At 34.9% G+C, this 26210-nt stretch carries 28 protein-coding genes and 2 tRNA genes; 22 read left to right on the forward strand and 8 right to left on the reverse strand.

The genetic code is table 11. The features are described 5' to 3' along the window. Nucleotides 1–12 precede the first annotated feature (12 nt). From AAT17_RS05445 to AAT17_RS05500, 12 genes are all read left to right on the forward strand, one after another. Complete coding sequence (locus AAT17_RS05445; protein ID WP_082586911.1) at nt 13–1440, forward strand: NupC/NupG family nucleoside CNT transporter; 1428 nt, start codon at nt 13–15, stop codon at nt 1438–1440. A gap of 72 nt (nt 1441–1512) precedes the next feature. Continuing rightward, complete coding sequence (locus AAT17_RS05450; RefSeq protein ID WP_042275939.1) at nt 1513–1914, forward strand: STAS/SEC14 domain-containing protein; 402 nt, start codon at nt 1513–1515, stop codon at nt 1912–1914. A 102-nt stretch (nt 1915–2016) separates the two neighbouring features. After that, nucleotides 2017–2841 (forward strand): thymidylate synthase, encoded by an 825-nt coding sequence (locus AAT17_RS05455; RefSeq protein WP_060523211.1) that lies wholly within the window; start codon nt 2017–2019, stop codon nt 2839–2841. Continuing rightward, nucleotides 2825–3424 (forward strand): hypothetical protein, encoded by a 600-nt coding sequence (locus AAT17_RS13285; protein WP_157539236.1) that lies wholly within the window; start codon nt 2825–2827, stop codon nt 3422–3424. Before AAT17_RS05455 ends, AAT17_RS13285 begins: the two co-directional genes overlap by 17 nt. Before the next feature lie 81 nt (nt 3425–3505). Beyond that, entirely contained in the window at nt 3506–4663 is a 1158-nt protein-coding gene (egtB, locus tag AAT17_RS05465) for an ergothioneine biosynthesis protein EgtB (RefSeq protein ID WP_060523213.1), read from the forward strand. Beyond that, nucleotides 4660–5622: an L-histidine N(alpha)-methyltransferase gene (locus tag AAT17_RS05470; protein ID WP_060523214.1), complete on the forward strand. Its 963-nt coding sequence runs from the start codon at nt 4660–4662 to the stop codon at nt 5620–5622. The genes egtB and AAT17_RS05470 overlap by 4 nt, the downstream gene beginning before the upstream one ends. A 3-nt stretch (nt 5623–5625) precedes the next feature. Further along, entirely contained in the window at nt 5626–5907 is a 282-nt protein-coding gene (locus AAT17_RS05475; RefSeq protein ID WP_172792945.1) for a DUF427 domain-containing protein, read from the forward strand. A gap of 213 nt (nt 5908–6120) precedes the next feature. Beyond that, the gene (gene rplM / locus AAT17_RS05480; RefSeq protein ID WP_042275954.1) at nt 6121–6576 is read left to right on the forward strand and encodes a 50S ribosomal protein L13; all 456 of its coding nucleotides are present in this window, start codon (nt 6121–6123) and stop codon (nt 6574–6576) included. A gap of 1 nt (nt 6577) precedes the next feature. Beyond that, on the forward strand, nt 6578–6964 hold the full coding sequence (gene rpsI, locus AAT17_RS05485) for a 30S ribosomal protein S9 (RefSeq protein ID WP_042275957.1): 387 nt from the start codon (nt 6578–6580) through the stop codon (nt 6962–6964). A gap of 181 nt (nt 6965–7145) precedes the next feature. Further along, nucleotides 7146–7907: a 30S ribosomal protein S2 gene (rpsB, locus tag AAT17_RS05490; protein WP_042275960.1), complete on the forward strand. Its 762-nt coding sequence runs from the start codon at nt 7146–7148 to the stop codon at nt 7905–7907. 20 nt (nt 7908–7927) lie between these two features. Next, nucleotides 7928–8890: a translation elongation factor Ts gene (gene tsf, locus AAT17_RS05495; RefSeq protein ID WP_042275963.1), complete on the forward strand. Its 963-nt coding sequence runs from the start codon at nt 7928–7930 to the stop codon at nt 8888–8890. Between the two features lie 77 nt (nt 8891–8967). Beyond that, nucleotides 8968–9873 (forward strand): hypothetical protein, encoded by a 906-nt coding sequence (locus AAT17_RS05500; RefSeq protein ID WP_060523215.1) that lies wholly within the window; start codon nt 8968–8970, stop codon nt 9871–9873. On the opposite strand, the gene AAT17_RS05505 is transcribed toward AAT17_RS05500, so the two are convergent. Both AAT17_RS05505 and ruvC read right to left on the reverse strand, forming a co-directional pair. After that, on the reverse strand, nt 9870–10352 hold the full coding sequence (locus tag AAT17_RS05505) for a rhodanese-like domain-containing protein (RefSeq protein ID WP_060523216.1): 483 nt from the start codon (nt 10350–10352) through the stop codon (nt 9870–9872). The genes AAT17_RS05500 and AAT17_RS05505 overlap by 4 nt on opposite strands. Further along, nucleotides 10349–10918, reverse strand: coding sequence for a crossover junction endodeoxyribonuclease RuvC (gene ruvC, locus AAT17_RS05510; RefSeq protein ID WP_060523217.1), 570 nt, complete (start codon nt 10916–10918; stop codon nt 10349–10351). Before ruvC ends, AAT17_RS05505 begins: the two co-directional genes overlap by 4 nt. On the opposite strand from ruvC, the gene AAT17_RS05515 reads away from it, so the two are divergent. Both AAT17_RS05515 and AAT17_RS05520 read left to right on the forward strand, forming a co-directional pair. Continuing rightward, complete coding sequence (locus AAT17_RS05515) at nt 10917–11825, forward strand: lysylphosphatidylglycerol synthase domain-containing protein (RefSeq protein WP_060523218.1); 909 nt, start codon at nt 10917–10919, stop codon at nt 11823–11825. The two genes, ruvC and AAT17_RS05515, sit on opposite strands and share 2 nt — an antisense overlap. Beyond that, nucleotides 11822–12964: a glycosyltransferase gene (locus tag AAT17_RS05520; protein ID WP_060523219.1), complete on the forward strand. Its 1143-nt coding sequence runs from the start codon at nt 11822–11824 to the stop codon at nt 12962–12964. The genes AAT17_RS05515 and AAT17_RS05520 overlap by 4 nt, the downstream gene beginning before the upstream one ends. On the opposite strand, the gene AAT17_RS05525 is transcribed toward AAT17_RS05520, so the two are convergent. Next, nucleotides 12945–13427, reverse strand: a complete 483-nt coding sequence (locus tag AAT17_RS05525; RefSeq protein WP_157539237.1) for a hypothetical protein — start codon at nt 13425–13427, stop codon at nt 12945–12947. The two genes, AAT17_RS05520 and AAT17_RS05525, sit on opposite strands and share 20 nt — an antisense overlap. Before the next feature lie 23 nt (nt 13428–13450). Next, the gene (locus tag AAT17_RS05530; RefSeq protein WP_060523221.1) at nt 13451–14581 is read right to left on the reverse strand and encodes a lipopolysaccharide assembly protein LapB; all 1131 of its coding nucleotides are present in this window, start codon (nt 14579–14581) and stop codon (nt 13451–13453) included. A gap of 41 nt (nt 14582–14622) precedes the next feature. On the opposite strand from AAT17_RS05530, the gene AAT17_RS05535 reads away from it, so the two are divergent. Continuing rightward, nucleotides 14623–15147, forward strand: a complete 525-nt coding sequence (locus AAT17_RS05535) for a hypothetical protein (protein ID WP_042275986.1) — start codon at nt 14623–14625, stop codon at nt 15145–15147. A gap of 60 nt (nt 15148–15207) precedes the next feature. Here the strand turns inward: AAT17_RS05535 and AAT17_RS05540 are convergent, their stop codons facing one another. Further along, nucleotides 15208–16020, reverse strand: a complete 813-nt coding sequence (locus tag AAT17_RS05540; protein WP_060523222.1) for a Cof-type HAD-IIB family hydrolase — start codon at nt 16018–16020, stop codon at nt 15208–15210. A gap of 170 nt (nt 16021–16190) precedes the next feature. On the opposite strand from AAT17_RS05540, the gene AAT17_RS05545 reads away from it, so the two are divergent. Together AAT17_RS05545 and AAT17_RS05550 are read left to right on the forward strand one after the other, a co-directional pair. Beyond that, a tRNA-Asp gene (locus tag AAT17_RS05545) sits at nt 16191–16264 on the forward strand. A 250-nt stretch (nt 16265–16514) separates the two neighbouring features. Then, nucleotides 16515–17600 (forward strand): heparan-alpha-glucosaminide N-acetyltransferase domain-containing protein, encoded by a 1086-nt coding sequence (locus tag AAT17_RS05550; RefSeq protein ID WP_082586912.1) that lies wholly within the window; start codon nt 16515–16517, stop codon nt 17598–17600. A gap of 52 nt (nt 17601–17652) precedes the next feature. On the opposite strand, the gene folE is transcribed toward AAT17_RS05550, so the two are convergent. Together folE and AAT17_RS05560 are read right to left on the reverse strand one after the other, a co-directional pair. Then, nucleotides 17653–18360, reverse strand: coding sequence for a GTP cyclohydrolase I FolE (gene folE / locus AAT17_RS05555; protein ID WP_042275990.1), 708 nt, complete (start codon nt 18358–18360; stop codon nt 17653–17655). A 278-nt stretch (nt 18361–18638) separates the two neighbouring features. Continuing rightward, nucleotides 18639–18720: transfer RNA gene (locus AAT17_RS05560), tRNA-Leu, on the reverse strand. Between the two features lie 111 nt (nt 18721–18831). Here AAT17_RS05560 and AAT17_RS05565 point away from each other — a divergent pair. Further along, complete coding sequence (locus tag AAT17_RS05565; protein ID WP_060523223.1) at nt 18832–20217, forward strand: dipeptidase; 1386 nt, start codon at nt 18832–18834, stop codon at nt 20215–20217. Between the two features lie 90 nt (nt 20218–20307). Here AAT17_RS05565 and AAT17_RS05570 read toward each other — a convergent pair whose 3' ends face one another. After that, nucleotides 20308–21759 (reverse strand): hypothetical protein, encoded by a 1452-nt coding sequence (locus tag AAT17_RS05570; RefSeq protein WP_060523224.1) that lies wholly within the window; start codon nt 21757–21759, stop codon nt 20308–20310. A 393-nt stretch (nt 21760–22152) separates the two neighbouring features. Here AAT17_RS05570 and AAT17_RS05575 point away from each other — a divergent pair, with 393 nt between their 5' ends. From AAT17_RS05575 to AAT17_RS05590, 4 genes are all read left to right on the forward strand, one after another. Next, the gene (locus AAT17_RS05575) at nt 22153–22518 is read left to right on the forward strand and encodes a BlaI/MecI/CopY family transcriptional regulator (RefSeq protein WP_042277225.1); all 366 of its coding nucleotides are present in this window, start codon (nt 22153–22155) and stop codon (nt 22516–22518) included. Between the two features lie 2 nt (nt 22519–22520). Beyond that, nucleotides 22521–24230 (forward strand): M56 family metallopeptidase, encoded by a 1710-nt coding sequence (locus AAT17_RS05580; protein ID WP_060523225.1) that lies wholly within the window; start codon nt 22521–22523, stop codon nt 24228–24230. Nucleotides 24231–24340: 110 nt separating this feature from the next. Continuing rightward, entirely contained in the window at nt 24341–25441 is a 1101-nt protein-coding gene (locus AAT17_RS05585) for a DUF4407 domain-containing protein (RefSeq protein WP_060523226.1), read from the forward strand. An 81-nt stretch (nt 25442–25522) separates the two neighbouring features. Next, nucleotides 25523–26209, forward strand: a complete 687-nt coding sequence (locus AAT17_RS05590; RefSeq protein WP_060523227.1) for a hypothetical protein — start codon at nt 25523–25525, stop codon at nt 26207–26209. Nucleotide 26210: the final 1 nt, after the last annotated feature.

The raw sequence follows: 26210 nt of genomic DNA on the forward strand, positions 1-26210 counted from the left end.
TCCAATCACCACATGACAGCTCTAACAGCAAAACTTAAATACGTTTTACCTATTTTATTGTTTTTGGCACCCGTTTTTGGACTTGCTCAAACGGAAAGTACCACCGCAGCATTTGAATCCACTAAGGCTTTTGGGATAACATTTGAAAGTCTCTATCGTGGACTTATAGGTATGATTTTTATAATTGGAATCTGCTTTTTATTAAGTTCCAATCGCAAACAAATAGATTGGAAACTAGTAGGGATAGGTCTGGCCTTGCAAATATTATTTGCTATTGCAGTACTTAACTTTGAAACAGTAGCTATCATATTTGATGCAATATCTACCGGTGTAGTAAAATTTCTTAACGTTAGTGAGGCTGGTGCCGAGTTTGTTTTTGGGAGTTTTGTTGACGACAAGCAATCATGGGGTTACATTTTTGCATTTAAAGTTCTACCTACCATAGTATTCTTTTCAGCTTTTACATCACTCATGTACTACCTAGGTATTTTACAAAAAGTGGTATTTGTATTTGCATGGGTAATGAGTAAAACAATGAGACTAAGTGGAGCAGAATCACTTGCTGCCGCAGCAAATATTTTTATTGGACAAACAGAAGCTCCTCTTGTCGTTAAACCGTACTTAGAAAAAATGACTAAGTCAGAAATACTGTGTTTAATGGTAGGTGGTATGGCAACCATTGCCGGTGGTGTACTTGCAGCTTTCATAGGATTTTTGGGACAAGGAGATCCAGAACAAGAAGTGTTTTTTACAAAACAATTACTCACAGCATCTATCATGAGTGCCCCAGCAGCAATTGTAATAGCCAAAATGTTATTTCCTGAAACTAATCCTGAAAAAATTGATCGATCATTAAAAGTATCTAAAGATAAAATAGGTACTAATATACTAGATGCTATTTCACGAGGTACTACCGATGGTTTAAAGTTAGCTGTTAATGTAGGCGCTATGTTATTAGTATTTACAGCACTTATCGCCGTTGTAAACTGGACATTAGGCGATTTAATAGGTGAATGGACAGGACTTAATGTGGTAATTAACGATTACACTAACGGTCAATACGAGAATTTATCAATGCAGTATATATTAGGGAACATTTTTGCCCCAGTAGCATGGATAATTGGAGTTCATAGTGACGATATTGTATTGATAGGACAACTACTTGGTGAAAAAACAATACTTAATGAGTTCATTGCATATGGTTCATTAAAAGATCTCAAAGAAGCCGGTAAAATCACACATCCTAAATCAATCATTATAGCTACCTATGCATTATGTGGATTTGCAAATTTTGCTTCGATTGGAATTCAAATAGGTGGAATAGGCGTACTTGCTCCTAGTCAAAGAGCAACTTTAGCTAAATTCGGAATCAAAGCATTGATAGGCGGAACTTGCGCAGCACTACTTACTGCAACCATAGCCGGAATGCTTTACGGTTAATTAACACTAATTTTAGCTACACCTTAACATTTCCTTAATAATTTGTATAAATTTGCAGACGAGTTTAAAACAATGACGTCTACAAATTATTTCAAAAAATATGAATACCCTAATGCCGAGTTGCTCTGCTACGACAACTACGTCATTGGCAAAGTTCATGAAGGCGCTACCGTAGATACTGAGCTAGCGATGCGCATGCTTACGGATGTTAATGAGTCTTATAAGGATAAAAAAGTAATTTTCATCTCAAACCGAAAATTCGGCTATTCCGTTGACCCAAAAGTGTACAAACTAGTTAATCCGAAAAAATTAATTGGTATTGCAATTGTAGGTCATACCAAAGAGCAAAAAATTCAGGCTACAATTGAACAAACTCTATATTCAGGATCCTTTGGTTTTTTTGATTCTTTAGATAAAGCAATTGCATGGGCTCACAGTTTTTTCCCAGAGTTAAGAAATTCCTCTACTGGTTAAAACCACAATTAATTAGTTGTCTTTATATTTGATTGTTGGCATTTCGCTTTCGCGAAAGCGAAATATAACTAGTAGTAATTTTATACAATAACATTTTCATACATGAAGCAATATCACGACTTACTGCAATTAATTTTAGACCAAGGTATAGACAAAGGAGATCGCACCGGAACTGGAACTCGCAGTATTTTTGGACATCAGCTTCGATTTAATCTTCAAGAAGGCTTCCCGTTAGTAACAACCAAAAAAGTACATCTTAAATCAATAATTTACGAACTGCTGTGGTTACTTTCTGGAGACACAAATATTGCCTTTCTAAAGGAAAACAATGTACGTATTTGGAATGAATGGGCCGATGAGAATGGTGACCTAGGTCCCGTATATGGTCATCAATGGCGCAACTGGAATAGTGAAGGCATTGATCAAATAAAAGATGTTATCCATACTTTAAAAACAAATCCCAACAGTCGCCGTATGATGGTAAGCGCCTGGAATCCTAGCGTTATGCCAGACACTAGCATAAGCTTTTCGGAAAATGTAGCCAATGGAAAAGCTGCATTACCACCATGCCATGCTTTTTTTCAATTTTATGTAGCCGATAATAAGCTGAGCTGTCAACTTTATCAACGCAGCGCCGATGTTTTCTTAGGTGTTCCCTTTAATATAGCTAGTTACGCCTTACTTACCATGATGGTTGCACAAGTGTGTGGATTTGAATACGGTGATTTTGTTCACACATTTGGTGATGTTCATATATACCACAACTTAATGGATCAAGTTAAATTACAACTTACTAGAGAACCTAGAAAATTACCTGTCATGAAGTTAAATCCAGAAATTACTGATATTTTTGACTTCAAATACGAAGACTTTACTCTTGAAAATTACGATCCTCACCCAGCCATTAAAGGTGTCGTTTCTGTATAGCCTATTCTTTTTAGGATTATGCCAACTTATAAGTGCTCAAGGCACATTAACCGATCCCTTTGAAAACTACAGAAGTATTGACAATACACAATACAAACATTCTAAGACCTTATATGTATTTGATCTTAACATAAAGCCGCACAAGGACTCGACGCTGGCTATTCTAGAATGGCGGTCACATCCTAATTTGTATAAATACATGATAGAGATGTATGACCAACCAGGCGGAGAATTAATCTATAGACAAATTCACAGGTCCAAGGAAAATTACATGCCAGCTTCTGGACATTTTGTAGTTTATCCAATAACTGGAAAACTGTCTGGAACACCCTTAAGCATTAATTTAAACGAAGCCAAGGAACGAGAATTTGAACCCAAGAACACCTCTAGATATCTCCAAATAAAAAAACGTGAAGCCGAACAAAGGGAAATAGACAAAAGAAGAGAAGCCAAAGAGGCTCAACTGGAACTAGAGCGTAATTCAAGATTAACACCTCAATCTTTTTTAATGGTGCTATACATTCTGATTATAGCAATCTTTGTTACCGTGGTAGTCCTGATTTTTAAAAATTCAGGAAAATAATGGACTAGCCTACTTCATAAGGTATTCATAAAAAAAGCACCATGAGTATCTTAATTCAAAAAAGGTTATAAATTTGAGTCGATGTCCGAACTCAAAGAACTATTTCTATCTACTAGACAACAAACCGAGAACATATGTAGGCCTTTAAAAACTGAAGACTATGTGGTTCAACCTATTGTTGACGTGTCGCCACCTAAATGGCATCTAGGACATACTACTTGGTTTTTTGAAGAATTTGTATTGTCTAAATTTTATAAGGGATACAAAAGGTTTCATGATCACTATGCTTACGTATTTAATAGTTATTACGAAAGCGTAGGGAAAAGAGTAGTTCGTACGGATAGAGGAAACCTATCTAGACCATGTGTTGAAGATATTTATAAATACCGTTCCTATGTGACTAATCATATGAATGAGTTTTTGAATCAAACCTTAACTAAGGAGCACAAAGAGATCGTAGAGATAGGAATTCATCATGAAAAACAACATCAGGAATTATTACTTACCGATATCAAATACATATTAGGTAACAACCCTTTACTTCCTGTTTATGATATTGATGCTACAGATGCGCTTGTAGAGCCTCAAAACCAAGAATGGATTGAAGTCCCAGAAGGTATTTATAAGATAGGCCATTCCAATGAAGGTTTTTCATACGATAATGAAAAACCACAACATAAAGTTTATGTTGAGCCCTATTCAATTTCTAACAAATTAGTTACCAATGGCGAATGGCTCGAATTTATAAATGACAATGGGTATAATCAAGTCTTACTTTGGCACACCGAAGGCTGGGATTGGGTTCAAAAAAACAACATTTGTGCACCACAGTATTGGTTCAATGAAAACAAACAGTGGAAACATTACACGCTTAATGGTGTGCAAAACATTGATCCTAAAGCTATAGTAACGCACATAAGTTACTTTGAAGCATTTGCATTTGCTCAATGGTGCAAAAAAAGAGTACCTACAGAATTTGAATGGGAAATTGCAGCACCTAACTTTAATTTTGGCAAAAGATGGGAATGGACTGAAAGCGCCTATCTTCCCTACCCCAATTATCAAAAACCACCAGGAGCAATTGGTGAGTATAACGGTAAATTCATGGTGAATCAAAAAGTGCTACGCGGTTATTCTATCGCCACACCTGATCATCATGCCCGTTTAACTTACCGTAATTTTTTTCACGCACCACTTAGATGGCAATTTACTGGCCTTAGACTGGCCCAATCGATATGACAAAACAAGAACGTTTTCAAAAAGAATTTCAAGAACACGTAAAAGAAGGATTAACAGCTTACCCCAAATATTTAAGCTCGAGATACATTTATGATGAAAAAGGAGATGTACTTTTTCAAAAAATCATGGCCCTACCTGAGTATTATTTAACTCAGGCCGAATACAATATAATAGACCAGCATAAAGATGCTCTTGCACAAATCGCTATAGATGAGAAGGGAATAGACCTTATTGAATTAGGAGCTGGTGATGGTAAAAAGACTAAGGTTTTACTTAAGCACCTAAATGACCGTAAGGCAAATTTCACTTACATCCCTATTGATATATCGCAACACTCCATAGACGAACTCACCAGCAGTATTAAAGACCTATGGCCAGATATGGATGTGCAAGGAGAGCAAGGAAGGTATTTTAGCGTATTAGACAAACTCGCTTCCTACAATAACAGACCAAAGTTAATCATCGTTTTAGGTTCTAATATTGGAAATCTGGAACATCCAGAAGCTATTAAATTTCTGGAGCAAATCCAGAACAGCATGAGTGATAAGGACTATCTATTCATGGGGTTTGACCAAAAGAAAGATCCTCTTATCATTCAAAATGCGTACTCAGATAAAACAGGAGTCACCCAAGAATTCAACAGGAACCTACTACATAGAATCAACAAGGAAATGGATGCCAATTTCCCTGTAGACACCTTTGAACACTGGGAATCCTATGATCCAGAAACAGGGACTGCTAAAAGTTTCTTATTAGCCACACAACCTTGTACGGTAAAGATAAACGCTATAGAATTAGATATCAATTTTGATAAATGGGAAACCATTCACACAGAGATTTCACAAAAATACGATGATCGAACGGTAGAGTGGCTAGCGCAGCAAGCAGGTCTAAAGATTAAAGAAATTTATGAAGATAACGACCAATTGTTCAAAAACTATTTATTTATAAAAAATTAAATCATGAAAGCTATTTGGAACAACACTGTTATTGCTGAGAGTGATCAAACTCTAGTTATAGAAAACAATCACTACTTTCCTCCTAATTCAATTAAAAAGGAATTTTTTAAAGAAAGTAACACACAAACAAATTGCCCTTGGAAAGGTGTTGCAAGTTATTATAGCATTGACGTGGATGGAAAACAAAATAACGATGCTGCCTGGTATTACCCTGAAACAAAACACGCTGCTAAAGATATAGAAGGCTACGTGGCATTTTGGAAAGGCGTAGAAGTTGTCGAGTAATAGTGTTTACAACGCTTTCGCGAAAGCGCAATCATCAAAAATTACTAGAGTAACATTCAAAAAAATAATTTAGCTCAAAGGCAAAGTGCAATAAAAGATAAGAATTAGTAAAAATATTTTAAAGAGCTGCTTGTCAATCTAAATATAAATATTACTTTTGCACTCCGATTTTAGTTAGAAAAAATCGTAATAGAGAATTAAAACAGTTTCATAGTGAATACTTTAAGTTACAAAACGATATCAGCAAACAGTGCTACAGTCAATAAAGAATGGGTACTTATAGATGCGGCAGACCAGCCATTAGGACGTATGTCGTCAATTGCTGCAAAGTTTTTAAGAGGAAAATACAAGACAGACTTTACTCCTCACGTAGATTGCGGTGATAACGTGATTATCATAAACGCAGACAAAGTAAAGTTAAGCGGTAACAAATGGAGCCAGAAGACTTACATTAGACACACTGGATATCCAGGTGGACAGCGCTCTTTAACTGCACAGGAACTTTATGATAAAGATCCAAGTCGTGTAGTAGAAAAGGCGATAAAAGGTATGTTACCTAAAAATAAATTAGGTAGTGCGATTTTCCGCAACCTTAAAGTATATTCTGGTGCAGAGCACGGTCATGAAGCTCAGCAACCTAAAACTATTAATCTTAACGAGGTAAAGTAATATGGATACGTTACACAAAATAGGTAGAAGAAAAACAGCTGTTGCGAGAGTATACCTTAATGAAGGTTCTGGTAACATCACTGTTAACAACAAAGAATTAAATGCATACTTTACCACTGCACCTTTACAGTACAAGGTAAAGCAACCATTTTCTCTTACAGAGAACGTTGACAAATACGATGTAAACGTAAATGTAAATGGTGGTGGGATCACTGGACAAGCAGAAGCTGTTCGTCTAGCTATTTCAAGAGCACTTGTAGAAATAGATGCAGAAAATAGAACTGCGCTTAAACCTGAAGGACTTCTTACTCGTGACCCAAGAATGGTAGAACGTAAGAAATTCGGTCAGAAGAAAGCAAGAAAGAAATTCCAGTTCTCTAAACGTTAATCAACAAATACTCATCCCACTTGTTTTTCAAGTGGGATTTGTTCTTTTTTTATTTTCAATAATTTGCTGTCAAGCCTGGTTGCCACCAGAGCGTAGTTTAGCATCTAAATGAAATAGGCGATTGATTCATTTTCAAGACCACTAGTTCATTGCTATCTGACAGAACGTAAACTAAATTAATATGGCAAATCAAGTTGAAGTCAAGTCGTTACTTGACGCTGGTGTACACTTTGGACACCTTACCCGTAAGTGGGACCCAAACATGGCTCCGTACATCTACATGGAGCGTAATGGTATCCACATCATTAACCTTTACAAAACCGCTGCAAAGCTAGATGAAGCATGTGAAGCATTGCGTAAGATCGCTGCATCTGGTCGTAAAGTTCTTTTTGTTGCTACTAAAAAGCAAGCTAAAGATATCGTTGCAAAGCATGCTGGTGAAGCAAACATGCCTTACATCACAGAAAGATGGCCAGGTGGAATGCTTACTAACTTTGTAACTATTAGAAAAGCTGTTAAGAAAATGGCTCTTGTAGACCGCATGAAAAAAGATGGTCGCTATGAGACATTATCTAAAAAAGAGCGTTTACAAGTAGACCGTATGCGTGATAAGCTAGAAAAGAACTTAGGTTCTATTGTAGACATGACTCGTATGCCTGCTGCTTTATTTATTGTTGACACAGTACGTGAACACATCGCAGTAAAAGAAGCTCTTAAATTAGGAATTCCAATTTTTGCAATGGTTGATACTAATGCAAATCCACGTAATATCGATTACGTTATTCCTGCAAACGATGATGCATCAAAATCTGTAGATATAGTTGTAAAAGCTGCTGCCGATGCTATCAAAGCTGGTTTAGAAGATCGCAAAAAGGAGAAGAATGCAGAGCAACCATCTCCAAAAGCTGCTAAAAAAGAAGCTTCAAACGAAGAAGAAGAATAAACATTTAAAAACACACAATCATGTCTAAAATTAGTGCTGCAGACGTAGGTAAGTTAAGAAAAGCTACCGGAGCTGGAATGATGGACTGTAAAAAGGCCCTTGTTGAAGCCGAAGGTGACTTTGATAAAGCAATTGAAATCCTTAGAAAAAAAGGTCAAAAAGTAGCTGCAAAGCGTGCAGACCGTGATTCTTCTGAAGGACTTGTTGTTGCTAAAGTTAATGATGACAATAATAGAGCTGTTCTTATTTCTTTAAACTGTGAAACTGACTTTGTTGCAAAGAACGATTCATACAAAGAACTAGCTAATCAATTCGTTGATATCGCTTTAAATTACAACTCTAAAGAGGAGTTTCTTAAAGCAGATTTTGATGGAATGACTGTTGAAGAAAAGCTTATCGAACAAACTGGTGTAATCGGTGAAAAAATCGAAATAGGTAGCTTTGAAGTTTTTGAAGCTCCATTTATCGGTTCTTATGTTCATGGTGGAAAAATTGGTGCTGTAACTGGTCTTTCTACAAATAGCGATAACAAAGAAGAAGTTGCTAAAAACGTATCAATGCAGGTAGCTTCAATGGGTGCTACTACTTTATCTTACAAGGATTTTGATCCTGAGTTTGTAAAGGCAGAAACTGAAGCTCGTATTGCTGCTATAGAAAAAGATAATATTGAATTAGGTCGTTTAGGTAAGCCACAAAAAAATGTTCCAGAATTTATTTCTAGAGCACAACTTACTGACGATGCTATCGCTGCTGCTAAGAAACGTTTTGAAGACGAACTTGCCGCAGAAGGTAAGCCTGAGGCTATTTGGGATAGAATTATTCCTGGAAAGATCGATCGTTACATTTCAGACAATTCAACTCTTGACAAGGAGCAAGCTCTTCTAGACCAAGATTTTATCATGGATGACAAAAAGACTGTTGCTCAGTACGTAGAATCTAAAGGTGCTGAAGTAGTAGGATTTAAAAGAGTTTCTCTTTCTTAATTAAAGAGATCTTTATACAATCAAAACCGCTTAGTAATCTAAGCGGTTTTTTTACGCTTTACAATTATCTTTATATCATGAAGAAATTATTCCTAATTATTACTCTCACACTGATTTGTAATTGCTCAAAAGTACATACTTCCAGCTCTTACTCTCATGAGAATGGCACAAGGTATATATTTACTACTATAGGAACTTTACCTTCATCCATCAATGAAAGTTCAGGTATAATAGCTCATAATAAACAACTTTATACCCATAACGATTCGGGTGATACACCATCACTTTTTAAAATTGACACTACCGGTCGGATTCTCAATAAAACCACCTACCAAAACATAAACAATTATGATTGGGAAGACATTTCTAACTCTGAAAAACACGTATATATTGCAGATATAGGTAACAATGCTGGCAACAGAAAAGACCTTACCATTTATCAGATAAACATATCAGATTTAGAAAATAGTGAGGCTGTTTCTGATAATCTACACATTGAATATATAGATCAAAACGATTTTAGCATAAGAAATCAACAGCATCCTTTTGATGCAGAAGCAATCGTATATGTTCAAGACAAATTGCTCTTGTTTTCCAAAGATTGGAAAAACTTTACCACAAATGTTTACAACGTACTGCTTGAGGTTACCTCGTCATCATTAAAAGCAACTCATACTTTAGCTATCAATGGTCTTATTACGGGTGCTACTACCAACAATCAAGGCACAATTACCCTTTGCGGTTATAATTCAAATTTAGAGGCATTTGTTACATTCATTAAAACAGATCAAAAAGGCTATACGATTTTGGATAGATACAACCTACCTTTAGAAGGAGCACAAGTTGAAGCTATAACCTATTACGACTCTAATGAGAAATACGACATTTACTATCTTACAAGTGAAGCGGTAAGTATCAAACTAGGAGATGAAGAAGCAAATAGTCCTGGTGAATTATATAAGTTGAAAGTAAAAAGAGACTAATACACCTTATCCCCATTCTTAATATATTCCGACCATTTCTTGCTGTACGTATGAACTTTATGGGTAGTGTTCCCATTTAAATCCACAACTTTGTAACCAGCGTCAAACCACGTAAACAAGCCTCCTTGCAAATTATAGACGGTCATAAACCCTTGCTCTAGGAGTTTTTCACCGTAATTCTCTGACCTTACCCCTATTGAACAATATACTACCACCATTTGAGATTTATCTAAATTCTCAATTCGTGAAGATTTAAAAAATTGACCTACCCAAATCGCATTCGGTAAGTGACTCACTTCAAATTCCGCACGTGTTCTCGTATCTAAAAGGATATAATCGCTCAAATTGTTGGATAATGTGTCAACTGTAATATAGGGCACAGTGTCATCATTGTATTTCTTTAATGCATCCTGAATTTGATCATTCTGAGCTAGTGCAATTGTAGAAATTAAGAAAAATAAAGCTGTTAGGTATCTCATTTCTTGATGCGTTTTTCATTTTGCTTCACAAATGAAGCCCAACCAGAATAACTCTTGCTCACTTGGGGTTTACCACTATTATAGAAATGACAAACAGCTGCTGCCAGCCCATCAGTACTGTCTAAATTTTTAGGAAGTTCCTTTAATCCCAGAAGACTTTGTAACATGCGAGCCACTTGTTCTTTACTAGCCTGACCTCTTCCTGTAATAGCCTGTTTAATACGTAATGGAGCATATTCTACAACAGGAATATCTCTAGATAAACCTGCAGCCATAGCTACGCCTTGAGCTCTACCTAGTTTGAGCATTGATTGAACGTTTTTACCAAAAAATGGTGCTTCTAGCGCTATTTCATCTGGATTGAAGGTATCAATAAGTTCGATCGTGCGCTCAAATATTTTTCTTAGCTTGATATAAGGATCCTTTATTTTCCGCATATCAAGCTCGTTCATTTGAACAAAACTCATCTTGTTTCCCACCACCTTTATCACTCCAAAACCCATTATAGCAGTTCCTGGGTCAATCCCTAATATTATCCTCTCAGTTTTGTCGTAATTTGCGATCATGATCTCCTTATCCTACAAAACTAAACAATTACTAAGCATCCTTTTAAAAACGGCTGTCTTTTTAATAAGTATTGTATGGATCTACTTTACATGGAAGGACCGTTCCATGAATTTTAAATGGTTTATAGACTCCATAAGTCTGGAAATGATAAGTTGGATTATTCTTATGATTGCAATAAGCTTAATTAGTTGGCTTATCGAGAGTCGCAAGTGGCAATACCTTGTAAAAGAGTTTTATGAATTACGCTTTCGCGAAAGCGTACTACAAAACTTAACCAGTCAAGCAGCAAGTTTTATCACTCCTTTTAGGTTGGGAGAGTTTGCACTCAAATCACTTTTTTTTTCCAAAGCACATAGAAAAAACGTGGTTAGCAAAGTGTTTTGGGCCAATTTTAGTCAAATGGTTGTCACCTCTACGTTTGGAATTGCATCAATAATTACTCTATCAAGCATAAATGACAAGCTAGATATTTATTTCATTTTACTCGTCTTAAGCATACTCATTATAGGATTATTCTCTGTGAGATTTATAGATAAAAAATTGCAAATTAGCACCACTCCTCAAACACAGCTGGTAATCACTATAGGCTATTCTTTATTAAGATATTTAGTTTTTGCAAGTAATTGGATAATAGTATTATGGGCGCTTAATTATGATTTTGAACTCATTGATGTAATGTTAAAAATAGGCCTTTACTACCTACTAGTCTCTGTTGTTCCCGTTTTACAATTATTAGATCTTCCTGTAAGGTATACGGTTGCTAGTATCGTTTTTGAATATACATTACAACAAGAAGAGATAATATTAATCGCTAGTACTATAGTTTGGTTTACTAATACGGTTATACCTACTTTACTCGGTTGTGCCTTATTACCTTTTAAATCATTTAAACTAGCACAAGCATGATCGTTCTAATCTTGGTCGTAGTTTTAGGATACTTTTTTATTATAACAAGTCTTTCTCTCGAGGCGCACTCCTATCGGCCAGAAAGGCATTTCAATCACAAAAAATTAAAGTTAAATCCACCTACTGGCTTTAGTGTGCTAATTTGTTACCGTAACGAAGCTGGAAATCTATTGAAGCTCCTTAACGCCTTAGTTGATTTAAATAAAGATCGTCTAGACGTAGAATTTATTTTTATAAATGATGAATCAACAGACCATAGTGAGTCTATTATCAATAAATTCTCTTCCCGATTAAATATGATTAATTTAAATCGCGTAAAACAATCAGCAAGCGGTAAAAAGGACTGTATTGAACAAGGAATAGCAAAAAGTAAATTCTCACATATAGTAACGATTGATGCAGACTGTACTCCTCATAAAAATTGGTTACAATCTTACAAACAGTTCTACGACAATTATCCTGAGGCTCATTTTGTAAGTGGCCCAGTTGAAATCAGATCTAAAAATACGCTGAATAAACAGTTGCAAAGACTAGAAATGAAAGCCCTTCAATTAACAGGAATAGGTGCGTATGGATGGAAAAAACCTTTCCTTGCAAATGGAGCTAATATGAGCTTTACCAAGGAAGTTTTTTATCAAGTAAATGGATATGCTGGAAATAACCATATTTCTAGTGGCGATGATATATTCTTACTAGAGAAATGTTGTGAAGTTGATAGTGCAAGATGTTATTTTATTAGAGATAAAGATGCCTTAGTCTTCACAGAACCAGTACAGACCTTTCACAACACTATTAATCAACGTGCAAGATGGGCACAAAAAGGAACTCATACTAGCAGTATGCTCAACAAACTTGTTGCAGTACAAGTATTGTTCATGAGTGTGTTATTTATATTAGCCCCATTTCTCTTATGGATGCAATTAATCTCAATAGAGCTTTTCCTAACTATATATTTTCTGAAACTAATAGCTGATTACATCTCAAACTTTATCTACGATCATCATTTTAAAGGTCACAAAGAATGGAAGTGGCTACTACCGGTGTACTTTACCTATCCGTTTTTGGTTTTATTAATAACCTATAAGAGTTTATTTAAAATTACATGGCGAGGACGATCTCTTAATACTCAACCTCAATAGGTTCAAACACTACTGGCACAATAAAACTTGATGAAACTGGAATATCTTTTTTTAAGGCGCTATTGATACGAGGTAATTCGGTTAATGCTTCTGATAGAAATAAGGTGATTTGATCACTATTTACATGATGAGCATGTGTAACTAGACTATCATATTTGATGTTACCTTCTTTCGTTACCGTTATAGAAATTGATATACTATCCTGTTTAATAAGCTCGATCTTGTTTGTTGACGACGCAAGCTTTTTATAAATAAGGGAATGCAGTTCACGAGAAAAACATTCTTTATTATCTAACATTTCATCACAATTAGGAAATAAAGGATATTGATCAAGTTTTGAAAGATCTACTTTTTCAAACTGTTGTTGTGCGATTTTTGAAGCACGTTGTTGCCTTTCTTGCTCATTCATACAAGAACTTGAAAGAACTATCAATAACACAAGTAAGGACAACCTGTAAATCATAGTGCTAATTTACAATTAGTTTACTATTCCTTAGCTTCCATAAAATCTATCTTTCTCAAATCGCTCAATCTGGCTTGTGCCATTTCTTTAAATGAGCTTTTTGGGTGTGCTTTTATGAAGTTCTCGTAGTATTTGATAATTGTTTTTTTGTCTTTGAAATATTCATCTGCGGCGATGACTAATTGGTAATGTACAAGATCATCGTTTTTATTTTCTTGATAAGCCTTTTTTATAAAATTAAAAGCCTCTTTTTCATTGCGCTGACCTCTGTAAATGGTAGCCTTTTGTAAAAATTCATTTGACAAGGCCGGTCTACGAATTTCAATGGATCTATCTATCATTTCATGGGCCATTTCCCAGTTTTCCATTCTAGAATATGCCTTAGATAAATAGAAGTAAGATAAAGCACTTTCCTTTTCAAACATTTCGATATATTTCTTGAGCCACTCTATTGATTTTTCATATTGTTGCGATTCAAAATAAGCAATACCAATAGTTCGTGTCGTATAGTCTGTAACCTTACCATTTTTAATTAATAATTCAAGTTCATCAACTGCATTTTCATACAGCTTACTATTGTAAAAAGCCTGAGCTAGATATAACCTTGCTTTATTATTCTCAGGATGTTTTTTTAATACCTCTCGAGCATATTTAATGGCATACATTTCATTACGTGTTTTAATATAAGAGGCTATAAGTGCATAGTAACTATTTAGATAATCTTCATTTAAAGCAATAGACGTTTTAAATGATTCGGTAGCTTTTTCCTCTACACCTAATTCTTGTTGCGCTTTTCCAAGGTAATAGAAATAAGTAGCATTTTCTGGAAAACGTTCTGTCAAGTTTAAAAAAAGAGTAAAGGCTCTTGCTGGATTATTTGACAATTCAATTTTCCCTAATTGAAATTGCCCTTGAACGTGTTTAGAGTCTCTTAAAATAGACTGAGAAAGATAAAAAACAGCTTGCTCTCTATTTCCTAGTTGCTGGTATATGCGTCCCAATTTATAAGCAGAATCAGCATCTTCTTTTACCTGGAATAAGGGAATTGCTTTTTTAAATTCACCTGCCTCGTACAAGCTGTCAGCTTCACTTTGTGAGATGGAAAAATTGATATTAAAAACACAAACAAGTAAAAGAAATATTAGATTTTTCATTTTTAGGCACGCTTATTGAAGAAAGATAAGAAACTTTTACCATGAAAAAAATAATACTTTTAGTAATTGCAGCAGTAACATTTGCAGCATGTGAAGGACCACAAGGTCCACCGGGTTTTGATGGATTAGATGGAGTTAATATTACAGCCCAGTCATTCGAAGTTACAACTGACTTTTTTGCACCAGACTATGCACAACTAATTCCTTTCCCAAATAACATTCAAACTTTCCCAGATGACATGGTACTTACGTATTTATTGTGGGATGAAGTTCCAGGAAATAACGGCGGCACAGTTGATGTATGGCGATTACTACCACAAGTATTGTATACTGATTTTGGTGAATTTCAATATAATTACGATGCAACAAACGGTGACGTAGAGTTGTTTATTGACGCTCCTGCAACGACCGATTTGTCGCAGCTTGCTCCTGCAGACTTACAAAATCAGACATTCAGGATTGTAATTTTACCTGTGGAATTAGCTGGTACCGTAGATGTGACCAATTATCAAGAAGTAATGAGCGCAGCACAATTATCTACTAATGATATTATAGTAATCGAGTAGTAATTGACTGCACAACCCATATGAAAAGGCGGTCTTCACCATGTGTGAGGCCGCTTTTTTTTATTGGAACAAACTAGAGTTTTTTATTAACCAGTTTGCAACACCATCTTGTTTATGATGGTCAGTAACTTCGACAGCAACCTCCTTCACCTTGTCTCTTGCGTTATCAACCGCTATCCCATAACCAACTTCTTTAATCATGGTAACGTCGTTGTAATTATCTCCAAAAGCAACAACCTGTTCAACAGATACGTTGGAAAAGTCGTGCTTTAAAAGCTCCTTCAATGCTTCTATTTTGGAAATTCCATTTGGTGTTATTTCGGTATACGTGTTTTTTGATCTGTATAAGTGTACGGGTAATTTTTTAGATTCCGCTTTCGCGAAAGCGAGATCCATAAACTCCTCGTCACCCATCAACATTATTTTATGAGCACCACCTTTATGTCTAGTCTGATTGAAATATTCTAAAGTACGCCCGTAATCCTGAACAACTGGCTCTACCTTAGTATTATTGATTTCTCTATTTGCCCAGAAATCCAACTCAGGAACAAACCACTCCTTACCTCTATAAATACTACAATGTAAATTATGTGTTCTGGCAATTTCGACAAAATCAGAAATGGTATTAAGAGGTATAGTTATATCAACGATTGACTGATCCTTTGAGATTACAAGCGCTCCATTGTAACAAATCATGGGGTGATCTGTGATTTTTAAATCTTCTTGTAGGTGAGTCATGGCTTGAGGCATGCGTGCAGATATCAAAATTTTAGGAATATGAAGATCTTTAAATGCCTTTATAGTTGAGGATGAAATCTCTCGATTATCATTCAAAAGAGTCCCATCTATATCGGTAGCTAATAATTTTATCATAGCGTAAAAGTATCTAATCACCTTTAAACAAAGCTGTTTAGAATGCTATCTTAAGGTTAAAAAATAAATTAATTGAAAAAAGTAAAAAATTGTTTGTGCAAAACTAAAAATGAGTATATATTTGCAACCGCTAAAGCAGAAAGCTGCAATAGCAAAGTTCTTTAGAACACGGTCTGGTAGTTCAGCTGGTTAGAATACATGCCTGTCACGCATGGGGTCGCGGGTTCGAATCCCGTCCAGACCGCTTTTCTTTTTAAAAGAAAACAAATCAAGTTGTGTGGTCTTCAATTTGAAGACAGAAAGTGTGAAAACACTTTGTGAGAAGCTTTTCCAAAAGGAGAGGCTTTTTTGTTTTACAGCTATTTTGAATTGAATCCATTTCTATATTTTATCCCACCGATTACAACACCATTAAAACATTGAATACTCTAGATAGTACTTTTGAGTTAATGTTTATCATTAATTTTGCTATACATCAACTATTAAACTAATCAGTGAATCCTAAAAGAATATTCTTTATTGATGCAGTAAGAGCATTTGCTATTTTAATGATGTTACAAGGGCATTTTATCTCTACCTTACTGGCGCCAGAATTTCATGTGCAAGGAAACTTTTTTTACGAGATATGGAATTATTTTAGAGGAATAACCGCGCCTACCTTTTTCACTATCTCAGGATTAATATTTTCATTCCTTTTGTTAAAATCTAAAAAGCAAGGAATAGCGAATGAACGCATAAAAAAAGGGTTTTATAGAGGTTTACTTTTAATAGGAATTGGCTACTCTTTACGTATTTCTTTATTTACCTGGCTAGACGGAAGACTAGGTACCAATTTTTTACGGGTAGATGTTTTACAGTGCATAGGTCTATCACTTATTATTACTGTAGGATGTTATTATCTAGTTCTTAAAAATTCTCTTGTTTTTTCCCTAATTCAATTTATTCTGGGTGTAAGCATCTTTCCACTAGAACCATATTATAGAGAATTAGATACCAGCCAGCTGCCTGTTTTTATAGCCAATTATTTATCAAAAAATAATGGTAGCATCTTTACCATTTTGCCTTGGTTAGGATATATGTCCATAGGTAGTTTTATTGCCTCCATTTTTTATAAATATCATTTGAAAGAAAAGTTCAAGTCCTTATTAATTATCGGATTTTTTGTGGTTGGTATTTTATTGATTTATCACTCTAGCTGGTTTTTAATGATATTATACCGCACTACTGACATTGAGCTATTTAAATCGGTCGCCTACTACAATTACCTTATTACTAGATTAGGAAATGTTTTTATTCTTTTCGGTACTTTTTATGCGCTCGAAAGGTTCTTTAAAGATTCTAAGCTTTTGATAATTGGGCAAAAGACTCTTTCTATATACGTTATCCACTTTATAATTATTTACGGGTCTTTTACTGGTTTTGGACTGCATCAATTGATAGGTAAAACATTAAATCCGTACACTGCTATTATTGGAGCGTTTACCTTTATACTTATCGTTTGTGCTCTGGCATTATACGGTGCTCGCACCAATAAATTTTTATATTCAAAAGCTAGAGAATACTTTAAAACAAAGTCATAAAAAAAACTTCCCTCGGTAAAGGGAAGTTTATATTATTAACGACTCAATTATTTTATTGATTGTAAATGTAATTTTGGAGCTGTCTTATTTTTTCATCATCATTAAATTTACCTCCATAAAAGGCAGTAACGGTAGACGACGTATCATCCTTAACTCCTCGAGAAGAAACACACAAATGTTTAGCATCTATCACAACTGCAACATCTTCTGTATTCAGAATCTCTTGTAGATCTGTACCTATTTGATTTGTCAACCTTTCTTGAACCTGTGGACGCTTTGCATAATATTGTACAATACGATTAAGTTTTGACAAACCTATCACCCTGCCAGATGAAATATAGGCCACATGAGCTTTTCCTATAATTGGAACAAAATGATGTTCACAGTTGGAATAAAAAGTAATATTCTTTTCAACCAACATTTGATTGTATTGATACTTATTATCGAATAAGGCGATTTTGGGTTTATTTGCAGGATTAAGACCTGAAAAAATCTCGTCTATATACATTTTGGCCACTCTTCTAGGCGTTCCTTTGAGTGAATCATCAGTAAGATCAAGACCCATGACATCCATAATTTGAGAAAACAAATTGGCAATCTTATCCTTTTTCTCATCATCACTCATCACAAAAGCATCAGCTTTCATAGGTGTTTCCATTCCAGTAAATAAGTGATCGTCTCCTATTTCATCAAAGGTTAAATTGTCAAGTAGATTATCATTAGTAATCAACTCATCAACCTCAAGTTCTTTGTTTTTCATACGTTTTAATTCCAGTGAGTTTTAAAACTCCAGTTCAATTAATTTTATCTAAAGATAGTATTTTGTTTAATTTATAATGTTAATTATTAAACAATTTAAAATCCCATAGATTAGTAGTAAGGATTTTACAAACTTACATATACATAAATCAAGCCAATTATTCAGTAGCCAATAATTGGTGATTTACTATAAGATATATTGAAAACTAGATGAAATTAAAACTGCAACAGCAGATATTTGACATAAAAAAAGCCCGCTTAAAGCGAGCTTTTCTTTTGTGCGGATGACAGGAATCGAACCTGCACACCTTGCGGCACTAGATCCTAAGTCTAGCGTGTCTACCAGTTCCACCACATCCGCATTACTGATAGTACCCTTACGGGACGGCAAATATACTAACTTTTCACATATTACAAATTCTTTCAGATAAATATTTTACCTCTTCCTTATCTTTACCTAAAACAACAACACATGAACACTAAACCTTATATAGAAAAACACAAGGATAGATTCATAAATGAATTGATTGAACTACTTAAAATTCCGTCCATTAGTGCTGATCCTGCTTATAAGAATGACGTGATAAAAACTAGTGAACATATCAAAAAGTCGCTTGAGGATGCTGGTTGTGATCAAGTAGAAATTTGTGAAACCCCAGGATACCCAATCGTCTATGGAGAAAAAATAATAAATCCAGATCTTCCTACTGTTTTGATTTACGGTCATTATGACGTACAACCACCAGATCCTATTAATCTTTGGGACAGTCCGCCATTTGAACCGGTAATTAAAAAAACTGAGCTTCATCCAGAAGGAGCAATTTTTGCTCGTGGTGCTTGCGATGATAAAGGACAAATGTACATGCATGTAAAGGCGCTCGAATATCTTACTGCAAATAACGAGTTGCCCTGTAATGTGAAATTTATGATTGAAGGTGAAGAAGAAGTAGGAAGTGAATCTCTAGGTTGGTTTTTAGAAAACAACAGGGAAAAATTAGCCAATGATGTCATTTTAATCTCTGACACAGGTATGATATCAAAAGAAGTTCCTAGTATCACTACAGGTCTAAGAGGATTAAGTTATGTAGAGGTAGAAGTTACGGGACCTAATCGTGATTTACATTCTGGCCTTTATGGTGGTGCAGTAGCAAACCCTATTAACATTTTGTGCGATATGATAGCACAATTGCATGATGAGAACAACCACATTACTATACCTGGATTTTATGATAAGGTCGAAGAATTGAGTAAGGAAGAACGCGCCGAAATGGCCAAAGCTCCTTTTTCACAAGAGGACTACAATAAAGCGCTAGACATAGCACAGGAACACGGTGAAAAAGGATACACTACAAACGAACGTAATAGCATACGTCCTACTCTAGATGTGAATGGTATTTGGGGTGGCTATACTGGTGAAGGTGCAAAAACTGTCATTGCAAGCAAGGCCTATGCAAAAATTTCAATGCGACTTGTCCCTGATCAAGATTGGAAGGAAATCACCGATCTTTTTCAAAAACACTTTGAAAGTATTGCTCCTAAAAGTGTAAAAGTTAAAGTTTCACCTCATCACGGTGGTACTGCCTATGTTACCCCAATTGATAGTATCGGATACCAAGCAGCTAGTAAAGCCTATGAGGATACTTTTGGCAAAACTCCTATACCACAACGCAGTGGTGGATCTATACCTATCGTAGCTTTATTTGAAAAAGAATTAAATAGTAAATCTATTCTTATGGGATTTGGATTAGACAGTGATGCTATCCACTCACCTAATGAGCATTTTGGTATTTGGAATTATTTAAAAGGGATCGAAACAATCCCACATTTTTATAAACACTTTGCAACGATGAGTAAATAAATCACATATAATTGCATTAAAAATCCCATTCACTCACTGAATGGGATTTTTTTGTTGACGCTTTCGCGAAAGCGAAATATTTAAAACTATTTATCGTACACTAATGTTCTCTGAAAAAACAACGAGTGTATCATTTCCTGAACCGGTCAACCTATCAGCGAAAATCTCGATCCTATCGTCTGGTTCAAGGGTTAATATTCCATTCAAAGCAACATTTTGAATTTGAGCATCGTTAGCAATTTGAACCACACTATTAGTTTCTAAAACGATACTACCGTTTTTTGCAATCGCAAAGGCGTAAAAATCATTCGCAGCACCAGTAACACGAATGCTAAGTGAAACATTTACCTGAACATTTCTTCTTTTTTTACCTTCATAAATCAGGTCATTATTATTATCCTCGGCTCTAAATCTAAAAAGGTCGGTTGCCACAAAATCAGTAGCATTTTTAATTTGTACAGGAGCACCACTAGATATAGTCTGTGAATAACCTGTCGTTAACGTACCACTATAATAAATGTTTCCAGTTGCTACCTGATCGGACTCAAAGGGTATACCAGAACAATTTACATTCCAGTCTTTCGTGAAGCTAAATCCCGTATAAGAACCTGTAGTATATCCATCAACAAATTGTCCATCACCTACAAAACTTAGTTGAGATAATGTGGCATCGTTTACAATGGTAGGATTTGTGCTTACATCAATTCCAATCTCAGTTCCGTTGGACTCTATACGACCACCATTCATTTGTAAATTGCTAAAAGAACCTGTAAGCTCCATGAATGTACCTGTATTTGATTGTGTCCAGAAAATATTACTTACAAAGAAGTTAGCAATATTATTGATAGTAAATCCATCATCGTTATCAAGATACTGTGTTACGCTAAAAAACACCGTACTCAAACCATTTAATGTCCCAACCTTACTGGCATTGGCAACAATAGTATTGTTAATAAGTAATAATTCTCCAGCAGTTGCATTGATATCAAATATTTGTGTTTTTGTTCCAGCTGGTAAAGAGCCTGAAAGTGTTAAATTACGCAATCCACCACCCTTAGTACCTTCAAATAGACTACCGCTAGAAACATTAATCAAAATATCTTCAGATGAATCTACTCCTTCTACATAGGCTCCGTTCAAATCAATAGGAAAGTCAACCAATATCGCACCATTAATTTCGTAAAGAAAATTAGTATTAAGAAGATACTTAGTACCACCACCAGCTATCAATTCATCCGACAGATCGTCAATACTTTTTACCAATTTGTAATTATCCCTTAATTGCTTTGAACCTAAAGAAACCCAAACAGTACCGTCAAAATACTGGAAAGCATTTAAATCAGTATCAAAAACTAATAATCCCGTTGCTGGACTTGTAATAGCATCCCGTTGGGCAGTAGTCATTCTAGGTGTGAGAAGACCTTTATCAACTGAATCTATATCCAGCATCGCACTAGGGTCTGGAGAATTAGTATTTATACCTACTTGTGAGTGAGCTATACTAACCAACAGTAGAAAAAACAGAAAAATAATTTTATTCATTACAATTGAATTTGAGTTAATTAAAAAAATAATGAATTCGACCGCAAGAATAATTCAAATTATAATTAATTTAACGATGGGTAATCTTTTTTAACAAAAATTAGGTCGTTTATCGATAATAAGTGCATTACAATTTTTCTTCTAGCTCTCAAAGGAACGGCATCCTATAAGACAAGAGCTTGATATTGAGGCAAGCCTAGCTCTATAGTTAATTATTACTGAATTATATATTATTAATATCGACTTCGTAGAATACGTATTACATCGACAATGAAATTCGATTTTGATCGTAACCTGGTAAAATTTGTCACTAATTTCATAAAACACACTTCTACACTTGTAGAATTAAAATTTATTTCTACATTTGTAGAGTTAATTCTAATTATGTAGAAAATGAAATTGTCAAAAAGTGAAGAAGAACTAATGAATCATCTATGGGAACTTGACAAAGCCTATATGAAAGATTTATTAGAAAACTATCCAGAGCCTAAACCAGCAACAACAACAGTTGCTACCTTATTAAAACGAATGACCGATAAAGGTTTTGTAGGTTTCAAGCTTTTTGGTCGTAGTCGTCAATATTATCCGCTAATTAAAAAAAGTGATTATTTCTCTAAACATGTAAATGGCTTGATTAAGAATTTCTTTAATGACAGCGCTTCACAGTTTGCCTCTTTTTTTACAAAAGAGACGAATCTAAGCCAGGAAGAATTACAGGAACTACGGGATATTATAGATAGTCAAATTAAAAAGAAATAGTTATGGAACATTACCTTATCAATAGCACTGCTTCTTTATTTGTACTATGGTTGTTTTACAAACTGACTCTTGAAAACAGTTCATGGCATCATGTTAAAAGATATTACTTGCTTTTAGCAACAATTTTCTCTTTGTTAATTCCATTTGTAGTTGTAAACACAGTCGTTGTTTCAGTTGATCGTGCATCTGCTTTTCTAGTAGAGCAACCAATAATAACAGATTTACATAATGAGCAACCAACTGAAACCTTTGATTGGACCGCAGTTCTATTATCTGTTTATGCAGTTGGAATTCTCATCATGTCATGGCGATTTGTAAAAAACATCATCAGATTTAGGGTTGAAAACGAAGATGAGATTAAACCTTACAATAACTATCAATTAATACTTCGTCATGCATTTACAGTCCCACATTCTTTTATTAATAGAATATTTGTATCTAAAAATCAGTATGCTAACAATCAAATACCTGAACTCGTTTTAGAACATGAAAAAGTACATTTGGATCAACGTCATTCCATAGATGTTTTGATGATCGAACTGTTATTAATTCTTCTATGGTTCAATCCCGTTTTATACCTTTTACGATACTCTATAAAATTAAATCATGAGTTTCTTGCCGATAAAGCTGTATTGGACCAAGGTGTAGACACCACAGAATACCAAGAAACACTTTTGAATTATAGCCAGCATAGTCATTATACCTCACTAGCTAACACCTTTAACTTCCCAATCATTAAAAAAAGATTCCGCATTATGAAAACTAAAACATCTAACACCAGTCTGTTCATTAGATCAGTTGCCTTAATTCCAGTACTTGCTATTTTAATAATCAGCTGTGGAAAAGAGGAAACTAAATTTCAGGAAGTTGAGCAAGTAATTGAAGAAGTAGAAGTACCTGAACAAAACAAAAAGATAATTGTCGTAGATGCTAGCACCACAGAAGGCTATCTAAAAATAGATAATGAAGACTATCTCTATAAAATCAATGATGATCAAATAAACATTTATAACAAATTCGGAGAACTACAGGATTTTGAAAAACAAGGATACACAGTGTCTAAAGAAATCATTGAAGAAAAAGAAGTGACTGAGGAGTTAGGCAATCTAAGTGCGATAGAATACATAAATCAACATAAAGAAGAACTCAACTATTACTTAAGAAATGATCAAATAGATGCAGATAATGCGATTTCCATCATTGAAAAAGTAGGTCAAAATGGTGTTGAAATAAGTCCAGACAGCAATGGAATCATGTCTATAAAAATCCTGGAAACGAATGATAATAAGAAGCTCTTGCCACCACCGCCGCCACCGCCGCCGTTGACTAAATCAGGTTATATTAAAGTAGATAACAAAATACATTACTATACCACAAAAGATAATGACGGTAAATTATATGACAGAGATGGTAATGTCATTGACATTAAAAACAAAAGAATTGAACAAATAGATCCAAAGGATTTACCGCCACCACCGCCACCGGCGCCAGAGCATGAAGACTTGGTAAAATACAATTTGTGGGCAAAAGAAATCAATGCAAAAAATAAACTAGCTACTGAAAACGGTAACGCTGAATACCCAATTGTTCAATTAAAGGAAGTGGAAAAATATAAGGCTATTTATAATAAACTAACCAAAGCTCAAAAAGCAAATGTCCAGCCATGGCCCAACTTACCACCACCGCCACCTGCTACGAATAATAAAATGTAAATTCAATAAACAGCCAAACAACTAGAACATTTTCAATTTTAACTTCCTATGTAACATTCCACAATTTCAAGCGTTTATAAGATAACCTCAACTTGTAAACGCTTTTTTTTATGCAATCCTTTTTCATATTCTGCAGCGGCGCCGATGCCGATCTCCTAGACCAGTGTACAGCTGGTGAACGTAACAAATACGCCGGTATAGGTGCCACCGTTTTCTTTACCGCTCTTATGGCATTTTTTGCTGCGAGTTATGCACTCTTTACCGTTTTTGATAATTACTGGATTGCAGGCTTTTTTGGCTTTATTTGGGGTTTACTCATCTTCAATCTGGATAGATACATTGTTTCCACACTAAAGAAAAGTGATAAGAAAATTAATGAAATATGGCAGGCAACACCACGTATATTATTGGCCATTATAATCGCTATGGTGATTTCAAAACCGCTTGAACTTAAAATCTTTGAAAAAGAAATTGATCAAGTCTTGCTAGAAGAAAAAAATGCGATGACGCTAGAAAATCAGGAGCAAGTCGCTGCCTTATATGAGGTTGAGGAATCCGCTTTCGCGAAAGCGATCCAAGATCTAAAACAAGAGATTACAGATAAGGAAAGTGAAGTAAATGAACTCTACAACACTTACATCGCCGAAGCAGAAGGACGAGCAGGAACCAACTTGCTAGGTAAAGGTCCTGTTTATAAGGAAAAACGAGAAAAACACGATGCAGCTCTAGCAGAATTAACAGACCTAAAAGCTATTAATGCAGAAAAAATTGAGGCGCTAGAAACTCAAATGGCCACACTCGCAGAACAAGAGAAAGCACAAATCGCAAGCACTCAACCCATCATAGACAAATTTGACGGACTTATGGCTCGTATTGAAGCATTAAATCAATTACCTTTTATTACTTCATTTTTCATCTTTCTACTTTTCCTAGCCATTGAAACATCGCCTATTATAGCCAAACTTCTCTCACCAAGAGGTGAATATGATTTAAAGTTAGAAGAACGACTAGCAGTAGTGGAGAATTGGGTAGCACAACAACGTCAACAGCATGCCATCTTGTTACAAACTGATCGCGAAGTAAACAATAGAGTTTATGCAGATATTGCCGAGGAGGAAGCCCTATACAACCATCGTAAACGTGTAGCCCGAGAACTCATGCAACAACAAGCAGATGCGTTTTATAAGAAAAATAAAAAGGTACTTAGTTAAGGCTTTATAAATGGTTCAAAACTACCTAGTATAAAAACTAGGGATTTTCTTAGCTTTAAAAAAACACTTTGAACTACAATCATGCAATCTATTAAAACTAAAAAAACATGTAAAAGTGCAAAATGGGATCTAATGGATTCTAGTACAAAAGGCAAGTATTGTACATTATGTTCTAAGGATATTCACGATTTTACCAAACTAGATCGTAATCAGATTGTTAACCTCATTAATAAACAAAAAGAATCCGTTTGTGGCTTATTAAACACCAATCAAATCTCTAAATCAAGGAGAAGGAATCTACAGTCCATTTCAAAATATGCAGCTATATTAACGCTTCTTTTTGGCTCTTCTGATATTAAAGCAACATCTTATGTTGATGACTCAAAAAATTTTAAAAATCTATTCTATTCAACCAAAAAAATTAAGGTTCCGCATAGAACCTTAATAATTCAAGATTCAATCCTAATAAAAGGTAAATTAATTGAAATTGAGACAAATACACCAATTAAAGCTCTTTTAAAAATTGAAGAACTAAAATTATCAATTGAAAGCGACACGACTGGAAGATTCGCAATCCCTATCGCTAAGAACTTTACTAAAGATTCGATTGACCTATCAATTACTTCTTTAGGTTATCATAAAAAAACAATTAGAATACCTATAAAGGCACACAGCGAGACAGTTATTGAATTAGAACCGGAACTCTATTTAGGTGAAGTAATTATAGTTAGAGAAAAAAAATGGTGGCAATTTTGGAAATGGTTTTAAC

It is taken from the genome of Nonlabens sp. MIC269 (genome assembly GCF_001430865.1).
Lineage (GTDB): Bacteria > Bacteroidota > Bacteroidia > Flavobacteriales > Flavobacteriaceae > Nonlabens > Nonlabens tegetincola.